This window comes from Streptomyces sp. NPDC015130 (assembly GCF_043080005.1).
In the GTDB taxonomy this organism is placed as follows: domain Bacteria; phylum Actinomycetota; class Actinomycetes; order Streptomycetales; family Streptomycetaceae; genus Streptomyces.
Genome location: NZ_JBIBVC010000016.1, coordinates 98,619 through 120,839, shown reverse-complemented (window position 1 = coordinate 120,839; position 22,221 = coordinate 98,619). Strand labels below are relative to the sequence as shown.

Below are 22,221 nucleotides of genomic sequence, written 5' to 3'. Positions count from 1 at the left end.
TGCCGTGAACCTATCAGGCGGGCGGGCGGCGGCCCCGGGTGCTCAGGCGCCGGTCGGGGAGAGCTCGGCCATGGCGCCCCAGCCCTGCTGCGGGACCTCGACGTTGATGATCTCGGGGGTGGTGGCGATGGCTCCGGCCATGGCGGCGAGGCCGGCGGCGAAGTGGGCGGAGGCGACGTGGGCGGCGCCGGCCTCGGCGTCGGCGAAGGCCTCCAGGAGGACGAAGACGTGGGGGTCGTCGACGCTGCGGGACCAGTCGAAGAAGAGGTTGCCGGGTTCCTCGCGGGTGGCGCGGGTGAAGTCGGCGACGAGGTCGAGCCAGCGGTCGGCGTGGTCGGGGCGGGCGGTGAAGCGAACGGCGATGAAGATCATGCGTCCACGGTGCGGCCGGCCCGCCGGGGCGGACCAGCCGGGCCGGTCAGGATTCCGACAGGGCCGGAAACTCGGGTACGGCGCGGGCGAGCGCCGCGCGGAGCTCGCCCTGCCGGCGCGCGAAGCCGGCGGTGGGGAGGGAGACGGAGAGCGCGTGCACGATGCCGTCGCCGCGTTCGGGCAGGGCGACGGCGAGGCAGGTGTACGCGAGGTCCGCCTCGCCGACGGAGACGGCGAAGCCCTGGTCGCGTACCCGGGTGGCCTCGGCCTCGAAGCGCTCGGCGCTGGTGATGGTCCGCTCGGTGAAGCGGGCCATGCCGTGCTCCGCGAGGTAGCGGCGGCGGAGCGGGCGCGGGAGCGCGGCGAGGAGTGCCTTGCCGTGGGCGGTGGCGTGGGCGCGGTCCTCGGGGCCGGGGGTGAAGGGGTGGCCTGCGTCGGTCACGGGGGCGGTGGTGTCGACGACGGTGATCAGGCCGTCGCGGTAGGCGGTGTGGTACGCCTCCGCTCCGGTGGCCCTGCGGAGCCGGCCGAGGAGCTCACCGGTCCCGGTGCCGAGTCCGTGGTGGCGCTGGTGGGAGCGGTGGAGGGCGGGGACGCGGGGCCCGGGGGCGTACCCCTCGGCGGTGCGGACGAGGTAGCCGCGCGCGAGCAGCGGCCCTGTGACGTGGTACACGGTCGAGAGCGCGCAGCCGAGCCGACGGGCCAGGTGCTTCGCCGTGACGGGCCGGTCGGCGTCGGCGACGGCGTCGAGCACGGCGAGGGCCCGGTCGACGGTCCGGGGGCCGGGGCTCGGGCTGGGGGTGGCGGGCATCGTTCCAGGTTAGGGCCTGTGCGGCGCAGCCCCTCCGAGGGTCGCGGCCGGACGGCGGGCCACCCGGCGGGGCCGCCTCCGGGGCCTCGTCGCGGGTTCTTCCCGCGGAGCCGTCGGCACGCTCCGTACAGGCGTCGATCCGCACCGTATCCCCGCAGGCCAAACCTGCCTTATGTGCATTTGACACTCTTTCGGCGTACCGTCGTGGAGATCCCTCCATCCTCGATGCCCCGGGAGAGCGTGTGCCCCGCTCCAGGACCGACCATGTCCCGACGCCCCGTGAGGGGCGCAGTCCGCGCCTCCGGACGGCGGCGATCGCCACGGGTGTGGTCGCCGTCGCCGCGGGCGGACTGTACGTCGCGGGGCTGCTCACCGCCGGGGACGACATATCCGCCGGCACCAGCGTCGCCGGCGTGGACGTGGGCGGGATGAGCCGCGCCGAGGCGCGGGCGAAGCTCGCGGCCGAGGCCCCGGCCGCCTGGACCGCGCCGATACCGGTCCAGGTCGGGGACCGCGAGACCACCGTCTCCCCCGCCGCCGCGGGCCTGACCGTGGACGTGGAGAAGACCGCCGAGCTCGCGGCCGACCCGTCCCGTGATCCCGTGACCGTCATCGGGCGCCTGTTCTCCTCGGGCGAGCGGGAGATACGGCCGGTGTTCGCCTACGACGAGGCCAAGGCGAAGGCCGCCGTGGCCGAACTGGCCGAGAAGAACGACCGGAAGGTCCGCGAGGGCTCCGTCGCCTTCCGCTCGGGCGAGGCCGTCGCCACCCGGGCGGTGACCGGCCAGAAGCTGGAGACCGGGCGGGCCGTCGAGACCCTGCGCGCCGCCTACCCCGCCACCTCGGGCGCCGCCGCCGTGACGCTGCCCGTCGCTCTCACCGAGCCGAAGCTGGGCGACTCCGAGGTCACCCGCTTCCTCGACGCGTACGCGAAGCAGGCCGTCTCCGGTCCGGTGACGCTCACCGTCGGGACCGAGCGGCTGCGGATCTCCCCCGCCACCCTCGGCGACCACCTCTCCGTGAAGGCCGAGAACGGCCGGCTCGGCGCCGCGCTCGACGCCGAGGCCCTGCTGCGCGACCCGGACGTCGCGGAGCCGCTCGCGGCCATGACGGGCGCCCCGGTCGAGGCGACCCTCGGCGTCCGGGACGGCAAGGTCGTCGTCGAGTCGGAGGGCAGGCCGGGGCAGGAGGTCACCGCGAAGGCGCTGGGCGACGCCGTGCGCCCGCTCCTCGCCAAGGACGGCGCCGCGGCCCGTACGGCCGCGGTGGCCACCAAGGTCACGCAGCCGGAGCTGACCGCCGACTCGCTGGCCCGCCTCGGGATCACCGAGCAGATGTCGACCTTCACCGTGAACTTCCCCACCGCGCCCTACCGGACCACGAACATCGGCCGGGCCGCCGAGCTCATCAACGGCTCCGTGGTGAAGCCCGGCGAGGTGTGGAGCTTCAACGAGACGGTCGGGGAGCGCACCCCGGACAACGGCTTCGTGGACGGCACGATGATCCTCGACGGCCGGTACCAGTCCGCGCCGGGCGGCGGCGTCTCGGCCATGGCGACCACCGTCTTCAACGCGATGTTCTTCGCCGGGGTGAAGCCCGTCGAGTACGGCGCCCACTCCTTCTACATCGAGCGCTACCCGGCCGGCCGCGAGGCCACCGTCGCCTGGGGCAGCCTGGACCTGAAGTTCCGCAACGACTCGGGCAAGCCGATCTACATCAAGGCCGGCGCGACGGACTCCTCGGTCACCGTGAGCTTCCTCGGGACGAAGAAGTACGACTCCGTGGAGGCGGTGGCGGGCCCGCACACGAACGAGAAGGAGCCCGCGAAGCGCGAGGGCACCGGCGAGGCCTGTGTGCCGCAGCCGCCGCTGGCGGGTTTCGACATCTCGGTGGACCGGGTCTTCAAGGACGGCGGCGCGGAGGTGAAGCGCGAGACCTTCACGACGCACTACACCCCGCGTGACGAGGTCACGTGCAAGTGAGGTCCTGGGACAGAAGCTGACGGAAGGGTGTCTTCCCCCACCGTCCGGGCATGACTCCGGAGCGCGGCCCGTCAGGGAGCGGACGGGTCCCGCCCGCCCGCTCGCCCGGTCAGGCCCGCCCGGACCCGCGGGAGGCACGCCTTGGCCCAGCGCAGCGACCCCTACGAGCGGCTCCTCGACGACGGGGTGCGCGCGGGCGTGTACCCCGGCGCCGTGTGGGCCGTGGGCGATGCCCGTACCACCCTCTCCGAGGGGGCGGCCGGGGCGCTCGACCCCGCGCGGCCGGGCGAGCCGATGGTCCGGGACACGCTCTTCGACGTGGCGAGCCTGACCAAGATCCTCGCGGTCTGGGCCGTGATCGGCACCCTCGTCGACGCGGGGAAGCTGGAGCCGGAGGCGCCGCTCGGCGCGTACTGGCCGGAGGCCGCGGGGCGGCCCCTCGCCGGCGTGACGGCCCTCGACCTCCTCACCCACACTGCCGGGCTGCCGCTGCGCGCCAATCTGCGGCCCCTGTACGGCTCCGACCCGCAGGACGTCCGGGACGGGGTCCTCTCCGAGCCGCTGCGGCACCGGCCCGGGGAGGCCGTCGCCTACACCGACCGGGCGGCCCTGATCCTCGGCTACCTCGCCGAGCACCTCACGCGCCGCTCGCTCACCCGGCTGGCGGGAGACCGGGTCTGGACGCCGCTCGGGATGACGGAGACGCGGTACGGACCGCTGCCCGCCGGGGACGTGGAGCGGTGCGCGCCCACCGAGTACGACGAGGAGAGCGGCGCCCCGCTCCGGGGGACCGTGCACGACTTCTCGGCCCGGCTGCTCGGCGGCGCCTGCGGGATCGCCGGCGTCTTCACCACCGCCGGCGACATCGGCCGCTTCCTCCGCCACGTCCTCGTCCCGGTGCCCGGCACCTTCTCCGCCGACTGGACGGCGGCCTCGCTGCGCGTCCGCACCGGCCCGCTCACCCCGCAGCGCGGACTCTTCTGGCACCCGGCGCCGGGCACGGACCCCGCGGACGACGTCTGGGCGCACTTCGGCTTCACCGGCACGGGCCTGTGGGTCTCGCCCGCGCGCGGGCGCTGGGCGGTGCTCCTGACGAACCGGCTGTACTTCACCCGGGACCCCGGTCCGCTGGCCCGGGTCCGCGACGCCTTCCGGACGCTCGCGTTCCGCTGACGGCGGGGTCGTGTCCCGGCGGGTGGTGACCAGCCCGTGGAACGGAGGTGCTCGCGCGGCGGGACTCTGCGAGCCTGCTCACCGCGGGCGAACGTGTGATGCGCCACCCCTCTGAAGCACGGCGGGGACCTGGGGTTACCATATGAGCGCCGCCTAGCTCGAAAGATAAACTTGTGACTGTCAATGACGACTCGTTCACCAGCTGGAAGAACCGCGAGGAGATCGCGGAGTCGATGATCCCGATCATCGGGAAGCTGCACCGGGAGCAGGACGTCACCGTCCTGGTCCACAGCCGCTCCCTGGTGAACAAGTCGGTGGTCAGCATCCTCAAGACCCACCGCTTCGCCCGGCAGATCGACGGCGAGGAGCTCTCGGTCACCGAGACGCTGCCCTTCCTCCAGACGCTCACGACCCTCGACCTGGGCCCGTGCCAGATCGACATCGGCGTGCTGGCCGCGGACTACAAGACCGACGACCGCGGTCTCTCCGTCGCCGAGTTCACGGCCGAGGCCGTCGCCGGCGCCATCGGTGAGAACAAGATCGAGCGCCGCGACGGACGCGACGTCGTCCTCTACGGCTTCGGCCGCATCGGCCGCCTCGTCGCCCGCCTCCTCATCGAGAAGGCCGGCTCCGGCAACGGTCTGCGGCTGCGCGCGATCGTCGTCCGCGGCGGTGGCGAGCAGGACCTCGTCAAGCGCGCCTCGCTGCTGCGCCGCGACTCGATCCACGGCCAGTTCCAGGGCACGATCACGGTCGACGAGGCGAACAGCACGATCGTCGCCAACGGCAACACGATCAAGGTGATCTACGCCAACGACCCCTCCGAGGTCGACTACACGGCGTACGGCATCGACAACGCGATCCTCATCGACAACACCGGCAAGTGGCGCGACCGCGAGGGCCTCTCCAAGCACCTGCGCCCCGGCATCGACAAGGTCGTCCTCACCGCGCCCGGCAAGGGCGACGTGCCCAACATCGTGCACGGCGTCAACCACGACACGGTCAAGCCGGACGAGAAGATCCTGTCCTGCGCGTCCTGCACGACCAACGCGATCGTCCCGCCGCTCAAGGCCATGGACGACGAGTACGGCGTGCTCCGCGGCCACGTCGAGACGGTCCACTCGTTCACGAACGACCAGAACCTGCTCGACAACTACCACAAGGCCGACCGTCGCGGCCGCTCCGCGCCGCTGAACATGGTGATCACCGAGACCGGTGCCGCCTCGGCCGTCGCCAAGGCGCTGCCGGACCTCAAGGCCCCCATCACCGGCAGCTCGATCCGCGTCCCCGTCCCGGACGTCTCGATCGCCATCCTGAGCCTGCGCCTGGGCCGCGAGACCACCCGCGACGAGGTCCTGGAGTACCTCCGCGACGTCTCGCTGCACTCGCCGCTGAAGCGCCAGATCGACTTCACCACGGCCCCCGACGCCGTCTCGATGGACTTCGTCGGCTCGCGCCACGCGTCCATCGTCGACGCCGGTGCGACCAAGGTCGACGGCGACAACGCGATCCTCTACCTGTGGTACGACAACGAGTTCGGCTACTCGTGCCAGGTCATCCGGGTCGTCCAGCACGTCTCCGGCGTGGAGTACCCGACCTTCCCGGTCCCGGCGGTCTGATCCCCGGCACCGACAGCACGGCGGCGCGCCGCACCTCCCGAACGGGGGGGGTGCGGCGCGCCGCGTTTCCGGCGCGCGGGTAGCATCGTGCCCGCCGCGACTGGCGAAGGTGGATCACCACCGGGGAGCGGCAGTTGGTCGCTTTCCCCGCGTGCGCGTCGACCGCCTGGGCGCCTGCGTCAGTGATGTCCCGCTGACCCAGGAGGTCCTCAGATGGAACTGCGTTACGGCATCAATCCCCAGCAGCTGGTGGCGACCGCCGTGCCGGTGGAGCCCGGGAGCCGGCCGGTCCGGGTGGTGAACGGCAGCCCGTCCTACATCAACCTCCTCGACGCGCTGAACGGCTGGCAGCTGGCCCGGGAGGCGAGCCGTGTCCTGGGCCGGCCGGCCGCCGCCTCCTTCAAGCACGTCTCACCGGCCGGAGCGGCGGTGGCCGGGCCGGTCGACGAGGTGACCGCCGAGCTGTACGGCGTCGACCGCGACGGCGTCGGCGCGCTCACGAGCGCCTATCTGCGGGCCCGTGACGCCGATCCGAAGTCCTCGTACGGCGACTTCGCCGCCGTCTCGCACCCGGTCGACGCCGAGCTCGCCGAGCTGCTGACCCGGGTGGTCTGCGACGGTGTCATCGCCCCCGGCTACGCACCCGGCACCGTCGGGACCCTCAGCCGGAAGAAGAGCGGCCGCTTCCTGGTCATGGAGGCCGAGGAGAGCTTCACCCCGCCGGGCCAGGAGGCCCGGGAGGTGTTCGGCATGCGCCTGACCCAGCAGCGCGACGACGTGCCGCTCTCCCCCGCCCTCCTGGACGACCTCGTCTGCGGTGAGCTCACGACGGCGGCCGCGGAGGACCTGCTGCTCGGACTCGCGGTGCTGCGCCACACCCAGTCCAACTCCGTCTGCTACGTGCGCGGCGGGGCGACGCTGGGGATCGGCGCCGGGCGGCAGTCCCGGGTCGACTGCACCCGGCTGGCGGGCGCGAAGACCGACACGTGGTGGCTGCGCCGCCACCCCGCCGTCCGCGCGCTCGCCTTCCGGCCGGGCGTCCGCCGGCAGGACCGGATCAACTGGCAGATCCGGTTCGTCGAGGGCGACCTCACCCCGGACGAGCGCGCACGCCTGTCCGGGGCCCTGTCCGTGCCCGCCCCCGATCTCACCGACGAGCAGCGTGCCGGGTGGCTAGGGCGTGTTGCGAAAGTAGCGCCGGCCGCCCGAAGGGCGGGCCCGACGGCGCCTGGTGCGTGCGATCGCAAGGCGGAGGGTCGCCCCGATACTGGATGTATCGGGGTGATCCCGACAACGCGGCGAGCGTGCGTGCCAGGCGCCGTCGGGCAGGCGGGACTTTCGCCACACGCCCTAGCGGAGCTGACCGGGGTGGCGTTCGCCTCGGACGGCGCGCTGCCCTTCCGGGACAACGTCGACCACGCGCACCGGCACGGGGTCACCTCCGTCGCCGAACCCGGCGGGTCGATCCGCTCCACCGACGTCGAGGACGCCTGCCGGGAGCACGGGATCACGCTCGCGCGCACCGGGCTGAGGCTCTTCCACCACTGATCGGCGAGAGGCCGGGCGGAACGCCCCTACGGGACCCAGTGGTTGCCCGAGGCCGTGATCATGACCTGGAGCTGGATGCTGGCCGAGAAGTAGCTGCTCGTGTCGACCGGGGTGGCCAGCATCTTGTTCCAGAGGGCGTCGAGCCAGGCCTGGCTGCTGGGGTCGGTCATGGCCGCCACGGCGAACGGCGCGAAGAAGGCGGCCTCGCTGCCCGCCGCTATCTGGGTGCCGTTGAGCTTGTAGCCGATGGCGATCTTGTTCGGGTCGCCCCCGGTCTTCGTCTTGATCCAGCTGTTGAGCTTGCGCGCCGCCGCGAGCGAGCCGGCGTCGCCGCTGGTCACCGCGTCGTCCGCGATGCGCCACGGGGTGCGACACGCGTTCCACCAGTACGCGCCGTCGTTCGGGTCCTCCAGGACCTGGCCGGGGGCGGGCCTGGGCGTGGTGTTCGTGTCGACGACGAAGTCGGGCAGCAGGCCGGTGCCGGAGGCGTACGTGGACTGGAGACGGGAGATCTGGGTCTGGTGCGCGCTGCGGACGGCGTCCCAGGTGGTGTCGCCGGAGGCGGTGCGGAAGGCGCGGAAGTGGTCGACCATCCAGTCCGAGGTGCGGGAGATGTAGTAGTACTGGTCGCCCGAGCTGCTCCAGTCGCCCAGCTTGAGGAGCCTGGTCGTCGGGTTGAGCTCGTCCTTCTTGATCGCGGCGATGTGCTTGAGCGCGAGGTCCTTGTAGTTGTACGTGCCGGTGCTGCCCCACTGCTTGTCGGCGAGGAGCAGGCCGTAGGCCACGTCCATGTCGCCGTCGGTGGCGCCGTCACCGCCGTTGACGCTCCTGCAGGCGGTGTCCTGTTCGGCCGCGAGGAGGTTCGGGTTGATCGAGGAGGGGTGGTCGATCTTCCACTTCACGAGGCCGTCGAAGATCTTCTTCGCGTCGGGGTCGGCGCCGGCCATCGTGGCGGTGACGACCATGCCGTAGCCCTGCGCCTCGGCGACGTACGGGTGGTCGGCGTCGGGCGAGATGATCTGGTACCAGCCGTTGCCGCAGTTCTGCCGGACGAAGGCGGCCTTCCACCTGTTGTAGTACTCGACGACCTTCTGGTCGATCGAGGCCTGGCTGCCGGAGGGCTTCAGGGTGCCCGCCGCGTACGGCCTGAGGTGGCTGCCGAAGGGGACGGCCGGCCCGCCGGGGACGCCGCCGCTCGGGGAGCCGTAGACCTCGAACTCCCAGAGGGAGTAGCCGTACGGGGTGCCGCGCGAGGTTCCGTGCATGCGGAGGTACCGGCCGCTGCCGGAGACGGCGAGGTCGTCGACGCCTCCGTCGCCGGTCGTGGTCGCGTAGACGTCGGTCCAGTTCGTGCCGTCGGCCGAGGTCTGGATGCGGTACGCCTTGCCGTACGCGGCCTCCCAGTTGAGCTTCACCCGGGAGACGGTGTGCGTCGCCCCGAGGTCGATCCTCAGCCACTGCGGGTCGACGCCCTCCAGACTGGCCCAGCGCGTGGCGGTGTTGCCGTCCACCGCGCGGCCGGCCTCGAACCCGGCGCCCTCGACGGACGAGGCCGTCACCGGTTTCCCGGCGGAGACCAGGCCGTCGGCGGCGACGGCCCGGTCCTGTTCCCGTTCCTGCGCGCGCGGCTGCGCCGGCGCCTGTGCCTGGGCCTGCGGGATCGATGTCAGAGGCAGCACCAGCAGTCCGGCGAGCCCGAGAAGCGAGACGCTTCGACGACGCATGACAACTCCCTGTCCTTCGTGGCTCATTCGTTAGGAAGTTTTCCTAACCATTGAGCCGCGAGGGTAGAGAGGGTCGGGGGTCCGCGCAAGACCCCCGACACCGGTCGTGCGCGGACTACGGGACGAGGCGCAGCAGGCGGTTGGGCGAACCGCTGCCCGGGCTGGTCACCTTGTTCGGGGTCGAGCCGTTCACCAGAGCGGTCGCGACCTGCGCCGGAGTGGCGGAGGTGTGGCCCGCGAGGTAGACGGCGGCGGCGCCCGCGACGTGCGGGGTGGCCATCGAGGTGCCCGAGATCGTGTTGGCGGCCGTGTCGCTCGTGTGCCAGCCCGCGGTGATCGACACGCCGGGGGCGAAGAGGTCGAGCACCGAACCGTAGGTGGACCAGCTCGCCTTGGCGTCGGTGTTGCTCGTGGCGCCGACCGTGATGGCGGCGGCGACCCGGGCGGGCGACGAGGGGGAGGCGTCGACACCGGAGTTGCCCGCGGCGACGGCGTAGGTGACGCCGTCCGCGATGGAGTTCTTCACCGCGTTGTCGAGGGCCGTGGAGGCGCCGCCCCCGAGGGACAGGTCGGCGACGGCCGGGGCCCCCGCCGGGTGGTGGGAGGTGACCCAGTCGATGCCCGCGATGACACCGGCGGTCGTGCCGGAGCCCGCGTTGTCGAGGACGCGGACGGCGACGATCCTCGCGGCCTTGGCCACGCCGTAGGTCGATCCCGCGATGGTGGTGGCGACGTGCGTGCCGTGGCCGTTGCCGTCCTGGGCGACGGTGTCGCCGTCGACCGCGTCGTACCCGTTCACGGCCCGTCCGCCGAACTGCGCGTGCGAGATGCGCACCCCGGTGTCGATGACGTACGCGGTGACACCCGCGCCCGCCGCGTCGGGGTACGTGTACGTGCCGTTGAGCGGCAGGTTCGCCTGGTCGATGCGGTCCAGGCCCCACGGGGCGCCGGTCTGCGTGGCGTCGGCGCGGAAGACCTGGTTCTGCTCGACGGAGGCGACGGCGGGGTCGGCGGCGAGGCGGCGGGCCTCGGTCGCGCCGAGGGTGGCCGTGTAGCCGTTGAGGGCGGAGCCGAAGGTCTTGCGGACCGTGCCGCCGTAACCGGATATCAGGTCACGGCCCTTGGCGGAGCCGGCCTTGAAGCCCGCACCCTGCTTCAGGGTGACGATGTAGCTGCCGGGCACCGCGTCGGTCGAGCCGGCCGCGAGCACGACTCCTTCGGCGGGGGCCGCCTGCGCGGGGACGGCGGCGAAGGTGCCGAGCAGGGCGGCCGCGGTGGCGGCGGAGACGGTCAGCAGCACGTCACCGTGAGGATCGCCCCGGCGTCCTGACCGCTCACGCCCCCGGGAGGGCCAGGACCTCGACCTCCGCCCCGGCCGGTACGCCGCCGGGCGGGACGACCGCGAGACCGTGGGCGCGCACGAGGCCGGAGAGGAATCCGGCTGCGGGCGTGCTCTCCGCCTCGTCGTACCGGACCGGTGCGACCCCGTGCGCCCCGCGTCGCACGGGGAGCAGCCGGGTGTCGTGCGGGTGCCCGGGGAGTGCCGTCGCGGCGGTCGTCCGGTACGACCCGGGGGCCGGGTCCGCGTGCCCTCCGAGGCGGCGCAGGAGCGGTACGGCGAGGGTGACGGCGCCGGCGAGGGCGGCCGACGGCTCGCCGGGCAGGCCGACGAGGAAGCGGGGCCCGCCGTCGGGGGCGGGTGGCAGCTCGGCGAGCAGCATGCGGAGGCCGGGTCGTACGGCGACGGTGTCGACCAGGAGCCGCGCGCCCGCGCCCGCGCCTGGGCCCGTACCCGTACCCGTATCGCCGAGGGTGACGACGACGTCCGCGGTGCAGCCGTGCACGGCCTCGCGCAGGCTTCCCGGGTCGCCCGGGACGGGACGGCGGCCGGTCACCTCGGCACCGTGGCGGGCCAGCCAGGACGCGAGGAGCGGGCCGGACGCCGCCGGTGCGCCGCCGAGGTCGAGGAGTTCCACGCGGGGGCGCCGGTGCACGGCAGGACGGTCGTGACCGGCGGCGGCCGCGAGACCGACGACGGCCGGGGTCACGGTCGTCCCGGCGGGCAGCAGGACGTCCGGGGCCGCCGCGTCGCCCACCGTCAGCGGTCCGGCGAGGGCGTGCCCGAGGGCCTCGTCGAGCGCACGGGTGACGACGGGCAGCGGCCTCCCGGCGTCCCAAGCCAGGGCGCGGGCCCGCTCCCACGGCAGGGGGTGAGCCGCGGGCCCCGGAACGGGCGGGGACGCCGGCCGTGCGGGGGTCGGGCGGAGGGGCCGTCCGGGGGCGGCCTCCCGGTCCGGTTCCCGTTCCAGCTCGGCCTCGGCGGCGGCGATCCACTGACGCATCTGGTACATCCGGCTCCCTTTCTCCCCTTGTCCTCGGGGCCAGCCCACGGAGGGGCGCAGGGCCGTCGGCGGCGCCCATCCGACCACAGAACCCCTGTACAGAGCCGTGCGACACAGCGGAGACACCTTTGACATTGCCGGGGAGCTCCCGCGAGGCTGCCGGTGAGGTGTGCGTCGGAACGACGAAAGGACAGGCATGCCCCTCGAAGGTGAGTACGAGCCCAGCCCGTCGGCCTGGGTGCGGAATCAGGTCGAGCTGTACGAGTCGTCCGGTGGCACGAAGGGCACCACGATGCGGGGCCTGCCCGTGGTCCTGGTGACGAACGTCGGCGCGCGCAGCGGCAAGCTCCGCAAGACCCCGCTGATGCGGGTGGAGCACGAGGGCGCGTACGCCCTGGTGGCGTCGAACGGCGGGGCGGTGAAGCACCCGGTCTGGTACCACAACCTGGTCGCCTCTCCCCTTGTCGAGCTGCGGGACGCCACGCGGACCTGGGACATGAAGGCCCGGCTTGTCACGGGCGAGGAGCGGCAGGCGTGGTGGGAGCGGGCCGTGGCGGCCTTCGCCGACTACGCGGACTACCAGCGGAAGACGGACCGGGAGATCCCGGTGTTCGTCGTCGAGCCGATCGGCTAGGGCGTGTTGCGAAAGTAGCGTCGGGCAGGCGGGACTTTCGCAACACGCCCTAGCAGGTCCGCTCCCGGCCTCCGGCGCGCTCCGCGCGGCCGCCCGGCGTCAGCCGAGCGCCGCGCGGGCGCGGTTGAGGAGGTCGCGGAAGACGGTGCGCTCGCGGGCGGTGAAGCCCGTGAGCATCTCGTCCTCCAGGTGCTGGACGGCCGGCGCGTGGAGGGCGAGCAGGGCGCGGCCCTCGTCGGTGAGGCCGATGACGTGGCGCCGGCGGCTCGCCGGGTCCGGGGAGCGGACGATGAGGCCGCGCCGCTCCAGGGCGCCGACCAGGTCGGACATCGACTGGGGCGTGACGAACGAGTTGCGGGCGAGCTCCGCCGAGGACATGCCGTCCCGGCGTTCGAGCACGGTCAGCGCCGTGTACTGGAGGGCGGTCACGCCCGAGGGCCTGAGCAGTTCGTCGAGCCGGGCCCGGGTGGCCAGTTCGACCTGTTTCACCGAGTACAGCAGAGACGGCGGAGCGACGTCCGGCACTTCCCCTCCCCTTCTCACCATCATCAGGAATCCTGTCGAAAATTCTAGCGCAAACACCCTTGCGTGGCGGACGGGCGCCCTCTGATACTCAGGATTCCTGATGATTGAGGAGTTCTTCTTGAGCACGCTTTCGATCGACCGCAGCGACGGAGTGGCGGTCCTGACACTCCGCCGCCCGGCCAAGCGCAACGCCCTCGACGACGCCACCGTGCTGCGCGTCGAGGAGTTCTTCCGCAAGCCGGGACCGGACGTCCGGGCCGTCGTCCTGGACGCCGAGGGCGAGCACTTCTCGGCCGGACTCGACCTCGCCGAGCTGACCGAGCGGTCCACCGAGGAGGCCCTGGAGCACTCGCTCATGTGGCACCGGGTCTTCGACACGATCGAGGGCGGCCGGGTCCCCGTGGTGGCCGCGCTGAAGGGCGCCGTCATCGGCGGCGGTCTGGAGCTGGCGGCCGCCGCGCACCTGCGCGTGGCCGACCCGTCCACGTTCTACGCGCTGCCGGAGGGGCAGCGCGGCCTCTTCGTCGGAGGCGGCGGCTCGGTCCGTGTGCCCCGGCTGATCGGGGCCCACCGGATGGCCGACATGATGCTCACCGGTCGCGTCCTCGACGCCGCCGAGGGCCAGGCCGTCGGTCTCTCGCACTACCTGACCGAGCAGGGCGGCGCACGGGCCAAGGCCCTGGAGCTCGCGGAGCGGATCGCGGCCAACGCGCCCCTGACCAACTTCGCCGTCCTGCAGGCGCTCCCCCGCATCGCGGAGGCCTCGCCCGCCGGCGGCCTCCTGCTCGAATCCCTCATGGCGGCCGTCGCCGCCGGCAGCGCCGACGCCCAGGAGAGGATGCGGGCGTTCCTCGACGGCCGCGCCGGAAAGGTCACCCGATGAGCGAGATCCTCAGCACCCCCGGTCCGCGGGTCAGGGACGAGTCGGAGATCGGGCGCTACCTCCGCTGGCTGGAGGCGGAACGGCAGCTGTCGTTCCCGGACTACGACAGCCTGTGGCAGTGGTCCGTCACCGACCTGGAGGGCTTCTGGTCCTCGGTCTGGGAGTTCTTCGACGTCCGTCCCCACACCCCGCCCACCGCCGTCCTGGGCCGCAGGTCCATGCCGGACACCGAGTGGTTCCCGGGCGCGACCCTCAACTACGCCGAGCACGCCCTCGGGCGCGAGGGGTCCGCCGAGGACGCCGCCGTCGCGGTCGTCGCCCACTCCCAGACGCGGGCGCCCGTCGAGCTGACCTTCGGCGAGCTCCGCGAGCAGGTCGCCCGGGCCCGCGCCGGCCTCCTCCGCCTCGGCGTCCGCAAGGGCGACCGGGTCGTCGCCTATCTGCCGAACATCCCGGAGACGCTCGTCGCCTTCCTCGCCACGGCGAGCATCGGCGCGGTCTGGGCGGCCTGCGCACCGGAGTTCGGGCCGCGCAGCGTCGTCGACCGGTTCGCCCAGCTCGCACCGAAGGTGCTGCTCACCGTCGCCGGCTACCGCTACGGGGAGCGGGACGTCGACCGCCGTACCGAAGTGGCCGAGATCGCGGCTCGGTTGCCCACCGTGGAGCGGGTCGTCCATGTGCCCTACGGCCCGCACACCGTGCCCGGCGCCCTGGGCTGGGCGGAGCTGCTCGCGGAGCCGGCCCCCGGCCCCGTGCCCTTCGAGCCAGTGCCGTTCGACCACCCGCTGTTCGTGCTGTTCTCCTCCGGCACCACCGGCATCCCCAAGGCGATCGTCCACCGCCACGGCGGGATCCTCCTGGAGCACCTGAAGAACAACGCGCTGAGCTGGGACCTGAGGCCGGGCGACCGGATGCTCTGGTTCTCCACCACCGCCTGGATGCTGTGGAACACCCTGGTCTCGGCGCTGCTCGTACGCGCCTCGATCGTCATGATCGACGGCAATCCGGTCCACCCGGAGCTGCGGGAGCAGTGGCGGATCGCCGAGGAGACGGGGGCGACGCTCATGGGCGTCAGCCCCGGCTACCTGATGGCCTGCCGCAAGGCCGGCGTGCGGCCCGCCGAGGAGTTCGACCTGTCGCGGCTGCGGCAGCTCGGCGCGGCCGGCAGCCCGCTCGCGGCCGACGGGTTCCGCTGGGTGGCCGAGCAGTTCGGCGACCGGGTGCTCCTGAACGTCGGCTGCGGCGGCACCGACGTGTGCACCGGCATCCTCCAGGGAAGCCCGCTCCAGACCGTGCGTGCCGGGGAGATCTCCGGCCCGTGCCTCGGGGTCGCGGCGTACGCCTACGACGGCGAGGGGAAGCGGGTCGTCGGCGAGCTGGGCGAGCTGGTGATCACCGAGCCGATGCCGTCCATGCCCGTGGGTTTCTGGGGCGACACCGACGGCTCCCGCTACCGGGCCGCGTACTTCGAGGAGTACCCGGGCGTGTGGCGGCACGGCGACTGGGTGCGGTTCGCGCCCGAGGGCCACTGCGTCGTCGCCGGGCGCTCCGACGCCACGCTCAACCGCGGCGGGGTGCGGCTCGGCACCGCCGAGTTCTACGCGGTCGTCGAGGACCTGCCCGAGGTCGACGACAGCCTCGTCGTCCACATCGAGGACCCCGAGGGCGGCAACGGCGAACTGCTGCTGTTCGTCGCGGGCCCCGCCGAGCTCGACGACGCCCTCCGGACGAAGATCGCCCGGACGCTGCGGTCGGCGCTGTCGCCGCGGCACGTCCCCGACGTGATCGAGCGGGTGCCCGCCGTCCCGCGCAACCGCACCGGCAAGAAGCTGGAGGTGCCGGTCAAGCGGATCCTGCTCGGCGCGGCCCCCGAGTCCGTCGCGAGCACCGACGTCCTCGCCGACCCCCGCTCCCTCGACACCTTCGTCGCCTTCGCCGCCACCCGCCGCGGCACGGTCCGGCCCGGGAGCGCGTCATGAGGGTCGCCGTCGTCGGGACCGGCGTCATCGGGGCCTCCTGGACCACCCTCTTCCTCCGGTACGGGCACGAGGTCGTCGCCACCGACCCGGCACCCGGCGCGGAGGCCCGGCTGCGCGCGGCCGTCACCGCCGACCAGACCCGGCTGACGTTCACCCCCGACCTCGCCGAGGCCGTCGCGGACGCCGGCTTCGTCCAGGAGAACGGGCCCGAGCGCCCCGACCTGAAGGACGAGGTCTTCGCCGCCCTCGACGCCGCCGCCCCGCCGGGGACGGTCCTCGCGAGCAGCTCCTCCGGACTGCTCCCGTCCCGGATCCAGCGGGCCTGCGCGGCCCACCCCGAACGGGTCCTCGTCGGGCACCCGTTCAACCCGCCGCACCTGATCCCGCTGGTCGAGGTCGTGCCGGGCGAGCGGACGGCCGAGGCGGCCGTCGAGGAGGCGCTGCGCTTCTACCGCGGTCTCGGCCGGCGGCCGATCCGGCTGCGCCAAGAGCTGCCCGGGCACGTCGCGAACCGGCTCCAGGCGGCGCTGTGGCGCGAGGCGTACTCCCTCGTCGAACGAGGTGCGGCCAGTGTCGCCGACATCGACACGGCCGTCGCGCACGGGCCCGGTCTGCGCTGGGCGCTGCTCGGGCCGTTCCTCAACCAGCACCTCTCGGGGGGCGCGGGCGGCATCGCCCACGTACTCGAACGCCTCGGCCCGCCCATGGAGGAGTGGTGGGCGGACCTCGGCGCGCCGCGCCTGACGCCCGCGCTGACCGACACGATCACCCGGGGTGTCGCCGAGGAGCTGGCCGGGACCGCCGAGGCGGATCTCGTCGCCGAACGCGACGCGCTCCTCACCCTCCTGCTCGACGCCAAGAACCGGACCGACCACCTGTGAGCACACCGATGCACCCCCTGAACCCCACCAACTCCACCCGCCCCGTCAGCCCCTTGGTTCCCGCGGAGCTGACCGCGATCGACTTCCACGTCCATGTGGAGCAGGACGCCCACGGCCGTCTCGCGCTCGACTCCGAGCTGATGGACGCCTCGGCCGCGTACTTCAGGTCCGGCCAGGACCGCACCCCGACCGTCGAGAGCCTCGCAGCCCACTACCGGGAGCGCCGGATGGCCGCCGTGATCTTCACGGTGGACGCCACGACGGGCCTCGGCCACCCGGGCCTGTCCAGCGAGGAGATCGCGGCGGCGGCGGCCGAACACCCCGACGTCCTCATCCCGTTCGGTTCGGTCGACCCGCACCGCCCCGACGCCGTCGAGCGGGCCCGCGCGCTCGTCCTCGACCACGGCGTCCGCGGCTTCAAGTTCCACCCGAGCCTCCAGGCGTTCGCGCCGAACGCGCCCGAGCATTACCCGCTCTACGAGGCGCTCCAGGAGCTGGGCGTCCCCGCGCTGTTCCACACCGGGCAGACCGGCATCGGCGCGGGCCTGCCCGGCGGCCGCGGCATCAAGCTGCGCTACTCGGACCCGATGCTCCTGGACGACGTCGCCGCCGACTTCCCCGGCCTGACGATCGTCCTGGCGCACCCGTCGGTGCCCTGGCAGGACGAGGCGATCTCCATGGCCACGCACAAGGCCAACGTGTACATCGACCTGTCGGGCTGGTCCCCGAAGTACTTCCCGCCGCAGCTCGTCCGGGCCGCCGGCTCCTTCCTCCGCCACAAGGTGCTGTTCGGCTCGGACTTCCCCGTCGTGACCCCGGACCGCTGGCTGGCCGACTTCGACGGGCTCGGCCTCAAACCCGAGGTCCGGCCGCTGATCCTCAAGGAGAACGCCGCCCGCCTCCTCGGCCTCTGAGCACGACGGCCGGCGCCGCCCCGGGGCGCGTGCTCCCCCACCAGCGGGGTGAGTACGCGTACTCAGGTGCCGCCGTCCGGTCTCCTCCATGCTGGGCGCGGACAACGGATCTTCACCAGGGGGACACACATGACCCGCACGGACCGTACGGAACTCACGGGACAGGCCCTGCAGTTGCGCGCCGCCACGTCCCAGGACCGCGACTGGATCCACGAACTCCGCCACCGCGTGTACGCGGAGGAGCTCGGCCAGCACGAGGTGGATCCGTCGGGGCGGCTGAGCGACGGGCTCGACGGCGAGAACGTCTACCTCGTGGCCGCGCGCGGCGGGACGCGGATCGGGTTCGTCAGCCTCACCCCGCCGTGGGTCGGCCGCTACTCGCTGGACAAGTACCTGACGCGCGAGGAGCTGCCGGTCCTGTCGGAGGAGGCGCCCTTCGAGGTCCGCGTCCTGACCGTCGAGGAGCGGTGGCGGTCGACCGCGGCGGCGCCGCTCCTCATGTACGCGGCACTGCGCTGGGTCGCGGCCCGCGGCGGTCGCCGGGTGGTCGCGATGGGACGCACGGAACTCCTCGACATGTACCTCGCCACCGGGCTGCGGCCGGTGGGGCGCACGGTCCGCTCGGGTGCCGTCTCCTTCGAGGTGCTGAGCGGCTCGGTGGACGAGCTGACGAGGACCGTCGCCGAGCGCCACGGCCGGACACTGGAGCGGCTGCGGGCGGGCCTCGACTGGCGGCTGGACGTGCCGTTCGCCCCGCGCGCCGACGGCTGCGAGCACGGCGGCGCCTTCTTCTCGGCCATCGGTACGGACTTCCGGACGCTGACCCGTCGTCACGAGGTCGTCCCGGCCGACGTGCTGGACGCCTGGTTCGCGCCCTCCCCCGACGTCCGCGCGGTCCTCACGGAGGATCCGGGGTGGGCGGCCCGGACCTCGCCGCCGACCGGAGCGGAAGGGCTGCTCGCCGAGATCGCCGGGGTCCGCGGACTGCCGGTGGAGTCGCTGGCCGTCGGGGCGGGCTCCTCCGACCTGATCTTCCGGGCGTTCGGCCGGTGGCTGACCCCGGCGAGCCGGGTCCTCCTCCTCGACCCGAGCTACGGCGAGTACGCCCATGTCACCGAGCGGGTGATCGGCTGCCGGGTCGACCGGCTCCGGCTGCGCCGCGAGGACGGCTGGGTGCTCGATCCGGCCCGCCTCGCCGCCGCGACCCGCAGCGGCCGGTACGACCTCGTGGTGGTGGTCAACCCGAACAACCCGACCGGCCGCCACGCCCCCGCCGCCGCGCTGCGCGCGGTGATCGCGGACTCGCCCGCCGCGACCCGCTGGTGGATCGACGAGGCGTACCTGGGCTACGTCGATCCGGCGGACTCGCTGGCCGGGCTCGCCTCCGTCGACCCCCGTGTCGTCGTCTGCACCTCGCTGTCGAAGATGTACGCGCTCTCGGGGATGCGGGCCGCGTATCTGGTGGCCGCCCCGGAGGCGGCCGCGGAGCTGCGCCGCTGGACACCGCCGTGGCCGGTGAGCCTGCCGGCCCAGCTCGCCGCCGTCACGGCGCTGCGCGACCCCGCGTACTACGCGGAGCGCTGGGCGCGCACCGCGGTGCTGCGGCGTGAACTCGCCGCCGGCCTGCTGGAGCTCGGCGGCTTCGCCTCGGTCGACGAGGGCGTGTCGAACTTCCTCACGGTGACCCTGCGGCGGGGCGGGCCGAGCGCGGCCCGTCTGGTGGCCGAGTGCCGCCGCCACGACGTGTACCTGCGGGACCTGTCGCCGATGTCCCCTTCCTACGAGGGGCGGACCTTCCGCGTCGCCGTCCGCGACCGGGTGGAGAACGCGCGGATCGTGGCGGCGTGCCGGAGCTCTCTGGAGGCGCTGGAGGCTAGGACGTCGGCGTCGTCGGTGGCGGCGGGCGGGCGGGGCGCGCTGTGACGACGCCGACCGTCGCCGGTCTCGTGCCGTACCTCGGCGGGGCGCTGGCGGCCGGCGGGCTCGCGGTGGCGGCGACCCGGCGGCGCGAGCTGATGGTCCGGTGGTGCGTGTGGGTGCTCGGGGTGCCCCTGGTCACCGCCGCGTTCTGGCTCGGCCCGGCGGGGATCGCGGTGCTGGCGGCCGTGGTCGGGGCGGTCGCGGTGGCGGAGTACGGCGGGCTGCTGCGGCTGGCCCCCGTGGACCGGGCGGTGCTCGGCGCGGCGGTCGTCGCGCTCGTGCTGACCGCCTGGCTGGCGCCGTCGGAGGTGCTCCGGGTGGGGGCCGTCGGGGCGCTCGCGATCGCCGGGGTGCCGCTGCTCGCGGGGGACGCGGAGCACGGGCTCCGCCGTCTGGGGGCGGGGCTGCTCGGGCTCGTGTGGCTGGGCGCCCTGGCCGGGCTCGTGCCGTCCGGCGCCCTCGGCCTCGTGCTGTTCGTGGCCGTGTCCGTCGCCGACATCGTCGCGTACGCGGCGGGCAGCCGGTTCGGCGGGCCCCGGCTCTCCCCGCTGTCGCCCGCCAAGCGGTGGAGCGGCACGCTCGCCGGGGCGGCGGCGGGCCTCGGGACGCTCGCCGTGCTCTCGTCCCTGACGTGGCAGACGGCGGTGGCCGTGGCGGTCGGCGGCCCGCTCGGGGACCTGCTGGAGTCGATGGTGAAGCGCGGCGCCGGGGCGAAGGACGCGGGCCGGTGGCTGGCCGGCTCGGGCGGGCTGCTGGACCGGATCGACTCCCTTCTCGTGGCCCTGGCGGTGCTGCTGGTCCTGAGCTGATCCGCGCCGGGCCGGGTCGGAGGGGTCGGAGGGGCCGGGCGCGTCGGACGGGGTCGCGCAGCCATGGAGGACAACTTGCTGAAAAGTAGTGCAAGTTCTTGCATCGTTCCGCGTCGGATGCTTGACTCGCCTCCGCCCGGCGGGAGTTGTGCCGTCCCTCCGGGCAGCGCGATCCCGTCGAGAGGAACAGCGATGACCAGCCCGTACGACGTCCTCGTCCTGGGAGGAGCGGGCGTCGACACGATCGTCTACGTCCCCGAGCTGCCCCTGCCGTACGCCGACAGCCACAAGATCCGGCCGGGCATCGAGAGCCGCGCGGGGCAGACCGGCGACTTCGTCGCCCTGGGCCTCAGCGCCCTCGGCCTGCGGACGCACCACCTCGACATGATCGGCGACGACCCGTACGGCGACCTCGTGCGCGCCCTCCACCGCGACCGGGGCATCGGCCTCACCGAGGTCCCCCAGCCCTGCGGGACGAAGCGGGCCGTCAACCTCGTCGCCCCCGACGGCCGGCGCCTCTCGCTCTACGACGACAGCCGCTCCCGGGAGTCGGACCGCTTCCCGGAGGAGCTGGTCCGCTCGCTGGCCGCGGCGAGCCGGCACGCCCATGTCTCGATCACCCATCCGTGCGCCTTCGCCCTGCCCCAGCTCCGCGAGGCGGGCGTCACCGTCTCCACGGACCTGCACGACTGGGACGGCGAGAACCCCTACCACGAGCCCTTCGCCTACGGCGCCGACCTCGTCTTCGTCTCCACCACGGCCCTGGCGGACCGGGAGAAGACCATGCGGCGGATCCTGGAGCGGGGGCGGGCCGAGGCCGTGGTCGCGACCGCCGGGGCCGAGGGCGCGTACCTGCTGACCGCCGACGGGCTCTCGCACGTCCCCGCCGTCACCCCGCGCGCCCCGGTGGTCGACTCCAACGGCGCGGGCGACGCCTTCGCCGCCGGCTTCCTCCTCGGCCGGCTGACCGGCGAGGAGCCGGCCCGGTGCGCGCTGTACGGGGCGGTGGCCGGCGCCTACGCGTGCACCGTCCCGGCGACCGGCTGCGACGCCGTCGACCGACCGACGCTCCTCCGCGAGGTCGCCGAGCTGACGTCCGGGCGCTGAGGCTCATGCCTCCGGGCGGTGCGGGGCGTCGAGGGCGGTGAGTTCCTCCCGGGTCAGGCGCAGGGCGCCGGCGGCGACGTTCTGGGCGAGGTGCCCGGGGTCGCCGGTGCCGGGGATGGCCAGGACGTGGGGGCCCCGGTGCAGCGTCCAGGCCACCCGGACCTGGGCGCCGCTCACCCCGTGGGCGCGGGCGACCGCGCGCACCTCGGGACCGTCCTCGGAACGCGCGCCGACCGTGCGGCCGTTGCCCGCGATCGAGTAGAACGGCACGAAGGCGATGTCCCGTTCGCCGCAGAGGCGCAGGAACTCCTCCTGTTCGGGCGACGCGCCGATCCCGTGCATGTTCTGCACGCAGACCACCGGTGCGACGGTCAGGGCCTCGTCGAGGTGGTGGGGGCGGATGTTGGAGAGGCCGAGGTGGCGGATGAGCCCCGCCTCGCGCAGTTCGGCGAGGGCGCCGAAGCGTTCGGCGATCGAGTCGGTGCCGACGACACGGAGGTTGACCACGTCGAGGTGGTCGCGACCGAGCTGCCGCAGGTTCTCCTCGACCTGGGCGCGCAGCTGCCCGGGGCCGGCGTGCGGCAGCCAGTCGCCCGCGGGGTCGCGGCCGGGTCCGACCTTCGTCGCGATGACGAGGTCGTCCGGGTAGGGGGCGAGGGCCTGGTTGATCAGCTCGTTGGCGCTGCGCAGCGACGAGAAGTAGAAGGCGGCGGTGTCGATGTGGTTCACCCCGAGTTCGACCGCGCGGCGCAGCACCCCGATCGCCTGGTCGCGGTCGCGGGGGACGGCGCCGGGCGCGAACGCCTCGCCGTGCTGCGGGAGGCGCATCGCGCCGAAGCCGATCCGGTTGACCGTGCGGTCGCCGAGCTTCCAGGTGCCCGACGCCGCCGCGGTGATGGTCTGTGAGGTCATGGCGGGATGATCTCCGCACGGTAGGCTGACCCGCCATTGATTCACACATGCCTGAATCCGTCGTGGAGTGGTGACCCTGACACAGC

At 73.6% G+C, this 22,221-nt stretch carries 19 protein-coding genes and 1 riboswitch; of the genes, 12 read left to right on the top strand and 7 right to left on the bottom strand.

The genetic code is table 11. The annotated features are described in order from the left end of the window. Window positions 1-42: 42 nt before the first annotated feature. The gene (locus ACF08F_RS28700) at window positions 43-372 is read right to left on the bottom strand and encodes a putative quinol monooxygenase (RefSeq protein WP_392301425.1); all 330 of its coding nucleotides are present in this window, start codon (window positions 370-372) and stop codon (window positions 43-45) included. Between the two features lie 46 nt (window positions 373-418). Next, a complete protein-coding gene (locus ACF08F_RS28695) occupies window positions 419-1,183 on the bottom strand; it encodes an IclR family transcriptional regulator (RefSeq protein WP_392301424.1) in 765 nt (254 codons plus the stop codon). A 242-nt stretch (window positions 1,184-1,425) separates the two neighbouring features. On the opposite strand from ACF08F_RS28695, the gene ACF08F_RS28690 reads away from it, so the two are divergent. The 4 genes from ACF08F_RS28690 to ACF08F_RS28675 all read left to right on the top strand — a co-directional run bounded on the left by ACF08F_RS28690 (window position 1,426) and on the right by ACF08F_RS28675 (window position 7,505). Continuing rightward, on the top strand, window positions 1,426-3,165 hold the full coding sequence (locus ACF08F_RS28690) for a VanW family protein (RefSeq protein WP_392301423.1): 1,740 nt from the start codon (window positions 1,426-1,428) through the stop codon (window positions 3,163-3,165). Window positions 3,166-3,306: 141 nt separating this feature from the next. Beyond that, window positions 3,307-4,338, top strand: a complete 1,032-nt coding sequence (locus ACF08F_RS28685) for a serine hydrolase domain-containing protein (RefSeq protein ID WP_392301422.1) — start codon at window positions 3,307-3,309, stop codon at window positions 4,336-4,338. A gap of 173 nt (window positions 4,339-4,511) precedes the next feature. Next, window positions 4,512-5,957, top strand: coding sequence for a glyceraldehyde-3-phosphate dehydrogenase (locus ACF08F_RS28680; RefSeq protein WP_189508881.1), 1,446 nt, complete (start codon window positions 4,512-4,514; stop codon window positions 5,955-5,957). An 86-nt stretch (window positions 5,958-6,043) separates the two neighbouring features. Then, a riboswitch (ZMP/ZTP riboswitch) is annotated at window positions 6,044-6,136 on the top strand. Window positions 6,137-6,170: 34 nt separating this feature from the next. After that, window positions 6,171-7,505: a phosphoribosylaminoimidazolecarboxamide formyltransferase gene (locus ACF08F_RS28675; protein ID WP_392301421.1), complete on the top strand. Its 1,335-nt coding sequence runs from the start codon at window positions 6,171-6,173 to the stop codon at window positions 7,503-7,505. 26 nt (window positions 7,506-7,531) lie between these two features. On the opposite strand, the gene ACF08F_RS28670 is transcribed toward ACF08F_RS28675, so the two are convergent. The 3 genes from ACF08F_RS28670 to ACF08F_RS28660 form a co-directional block, all read right to left on the bottom strand. Further along, on the bottom strand, window positions 7,532-9,229 hold the full coding sequence (locus tag ACF08F_RS28670; RefSeq protein WP_392301420.1) for a glycosyl hydrolase family 8: 1,698 nt from the start codon (window positions 9,227-9,229) through the stop codon (window positions 7,532-7,534). A gap of 115 nt (window positions 9,230-9,344) precedes the next feature. Continuing rightward, window positions 9,345-10,529, bottom strand: a complete 1,185-nt coding sequence (locus ACF08F_RS28665) for a S8 family peptidase (RefSeq protein WP_392301419.1) — start codon at window positions 10,527-10,529, stop codon at window positions 9,345-9,347. A gap of 34 nt (window positions 10,530-10,563) precedes the next feature. Next, on the bottom strand, window positions 10,564-11,580 hold the full coding sequence (locus ACF08F_RS28660; RefSeq protein WP_392301418.1) for a molybdopterin-binding protein: 1,017 nt from the start codon (window positions 11,578-11,580) through the stop codon (window positions 10,564-10,566). A 187-nt stretch (window positions 11,581-11,767) separates the two neighbouring features. On the opposite strand from ACF08F_RS28660, the gene ACF08F_RS28655 reads away from it, so the two are divergent. Continuing rightward, the gene (locus tag ACF08F_RS28655; protein WP_392301417.1) at window positions 11,768-12,205 is read left to right on the top strand and encodes a nitroreductase family deazaflavin-dependent oxidoreductase; all 438 of its coding nucleotides are present in this window, start codon (window positions 11,768-11,770) and stop codon (window positions 12,203-12,205) included. Window positions 12,206-12,304: 99 nt separating this feature from the next. On the opposite strand, the gene ACF08F_RS28650 is transcribed toward ACF08F_RS28655, so the two are convergent. Next, the gene (locus ACF08F_RS28650; RefSeq protein WP_392301501.1) at window positions 12,305-12,751 is read right to left on the bottom strand and encodes a MarR family winged helix-turn-helix transcriptional regulator; all 447 of its coding nucleotides are present in this window, start codon (window positions 12,749-12,751) and stop codon (window positions 12,305-12,307) included. A 97-nt stretch (window positions 12,752-12,848) separates the two neighbouring features. On the opposite strand from ACF08F_RS28650, the gene ACF08F_RS28645 reads away from it, so the two are divergent. The 7 genes from ACF08F_RS28645 (at window position 12,849) to ACF08F_RS28615 (ending at window position 21,223) form a co-directional block, all read left to right on the top strand. After that, a complete protein-coding gene (locus ACF08F_RS28645; protein WP_392301416.1) occupies window positions 12,849-13,613 on the top strand; it encodes a crotonase/enoyl-CoA hydratase family protein in 765 nt (254 codons plus the stop codon). After that, window positions 13,610-15,592 (top strand): acetoacetate--CoA ligase, encoded by a 1,983-nt coding sequence (locus ACF08F_RS28640; RefSeq protein ID WP_392301415.1) that lies wholly within the window; start codon window positions 13,610-13,612, stop codon window positions 15,590-15,592. The genes ACF08F_RS28645 and ACF08F_RS28640 overlap by 4 nt, the downstream gene beginning before the upstream one ends. Beyond that, window positions 15,589-16,473 (top strand): 3-hydroxyacyl-CoA dehydrogenase NAD-binding domain-containing protein, encoded by an 885-nt coding sequence (locus tag ACF08F_RS28635; RefSeq protein ID WP_392301414.1) that lies wholly within the window; start codon window positions 15,589-15,591, stop codon window positions 16,471-16,473. Before ACF08F_RS28640 ends, ACF08F_RS28635 begins: the two co-directional genes overlap by 4 nt. Window positions 16,474-16,481: 8 nt before the next feature. Beyond that, a complete protein-coding gene (locus ACF08F_RS28630; RefSeq protein WP_392301500.1) occupies window positions 16,482-17,387 on the top strand; it encodes an amidohydrolase family protein in 906 nt (301 codons plus the stop codon). A gap of 129 nt (window positions 17,388-17,516) precedes the next feature. Next, window positions 17,517-19,310, top strand: coding sequence for an aminotransferase class I/II-fold pyridoxal phosphate-dependent enzyme (locus tag ACF08F_RS28625; protein WP_392301413.1), 1,794 nt, complete (start codon window positions 17,517-17,519; stop codon window positions 19,308-19,310). A gap of 65 nt (window positions 19,311-19,375) precedes the next feature. Then, complete coding sequence (locus ACF08F_RS28620; RefSeq protein WP_392301499.1) at window positions 19,376-20,116, top strand: phosphatidate cytidylyltransferase; 741 nt, start codon at window positions 19,376-19,378, stop codon at window positions 20,114-20,116. Between the two features lie 192 nt (window positions 20,117-20,308). Next, a complete protein-coding gene (locus ACF08F_RS28615) occupies window positions 20,309-21,223 on the top strand; it encodes an adenosine kinase (protein WP_392301412.1) in 915 nt (304 codons plus the stop codon). 3 nt (window positions 21,224-21,226) lie between these two features. Here the strand turns inward: ACF08F_RS28615 and ACF08F_RS28610 are convergent, their stop codons facing one another. Further along, the gene (locus tag ACF08F_RS28610; RefSeq protein WP_392301411.1) at window positions 21,227-22,135 is read right to left on the bottom strand and encodes an aldo/keto reductase; all 909 of its coding nucleotides are present in this window, start codon (window positions 22,133-22,135) and stop codon (window positions 21,227-21,229) included. Between the last annotated feature and the right edge of the window lie 86 nt (window positions 22,136-22,221).